This is a genomic window from Streptomyces sp. NPDC049837 (assembly GCF_040674455.1).
Taxonomy (GTDB): domain Bacteria; phylum Actinomycetota; class Actinomycetes; order Streptomycetales; family Streptomycetaceae; genus Streptomyces.
This window is the reverse complement of record NZ_JBFAMP010000030.1, coordinates 1,855-3,226: the sequence shown is the minus strand read 5'-3', so window position 1 is coordinate 3,226 and position 1,372 is coordinate 1,855. Positions and strand designations below refer to the sequence as shown.

The 1,372-nt window shown below is 57.0% G+C and carries 1 rRNA gene (cut by a window edge); it reads right to left on the bottom strand.

Annotated elements, in window-relative coordinates:
• Positions 1-1,272, bottom strand: a 23S ribosomal RNA gene (locus tag AB0J57_RS34770); it reaches 1,292 nt to the left of the window's first position.
• Positions 1,273-1,372 lie beyond the last annotated feature (100 nt).

The window sequence follows — 1,372 nt, the reverse complement described above, 5'->3', positions numbered from 1 at the left end:
GCAATGACACGACTTCGGCGGTACGCTTGAGCCCCGCTACATTGTCGGCGCGGAATCACTTGACCAGTGAGCTATTACGCACTCTTTCAAGGGTGGCTGCTTCTAAGCCAACCTCCTGGTTGTCTCTGCGACTCCACATCCTTTCCCACTTAGCGTACGCTTAGGGGCCTTAGTCGATGCTCTGGGCTGTTTCCCTCTCGACCATGGAGCTTATCCCCCACAGTCTCACTGCCGCGCTCTCACTTACCGGCATTCGGAGTTTGGCTAAGGTCAGTAACCCGGTAGGGCCCATCGCCTATCCAGTGCTCTACCTCCGGCAAGAAACACACGACGCTGCACCTAAATGCATTTCGGGGAGAACCAGCTATCACGGAGTTTGATTGGCCTTTCACCCCTAACCACAGGTCATCCCCCAGGTTTTCAACCCTGGTGGGTTCGGTCCTCCACGAAGTCTTACCTCCGCTTCAACCTGCCCATGGCTAGATCACTCCGCTTCGGGTCTTGAGCGCGCTACTAAATCGCCCTATTCGGACTCGCTTTCGCTACGGCTTCCCCACACGGGTTAACCTCGCAACACACCGCAAACTCGCAGGCTCATTCTTCAAAAGGCACGCAGTCACGAGATGCAAGCAAGCTCGCATCCGACGCTCCCACGGCTTGTAGGCACACGGTTTCAGGTACTATTTCACTCCGCTCCCGCGGTACTTTTCACCATTCCCTCACGGTACTATCCGCTATCGGTCACCAGGGAATATTTAGGCTTAGCGGGTGGTCCCGCCAGATTCACACGGGATTTCTCGGGCCCCGTGCTACTTGGGTGTCTCTTAAACGAGCCGCATGAATTTCAGCTACGGGGGTCTTACCCTCTACGCCGGACCTTTCGCATGTCCTTCGCCTATCCATACGGTTTCTGACTCGTCTCACAGCCGGCAGACTGTGAAAAAGAGATCCCACAACCCCGCATGCGCAACCCCTGCCGGGTATCACACGCATACGGTTTGGCCTCATCCGGTTTCGCTCGCCACTACTCCCGGAATCACGGTTGTTTTCTCTTCCTGAGGGTACTGAGATGTTTCACTTCCCCTCGTTCCCTCCACATGCCCTATGTGTTCAGGCATGGGTGACAGCCCATGACGACTGCCGGGTTTCCCCATTCGGAAACCCCCGGATCAAAGCCTGGTTGACGGCTCCCCGGGGACTATCGTGGCCTCCCACGTCCTTCATCGGTTCCTGGTGCCAAGGCATCCACCGTGCGCCCTTAAAAACTTGGCCACAGATGCTCGCGTCCACTGTGCAGTTCTCAAGCAACGACCAGCCACCCATCACCCCACCACTTACGCGGTGAGTGCACTGGGGCCGGCATCGCGAAGAT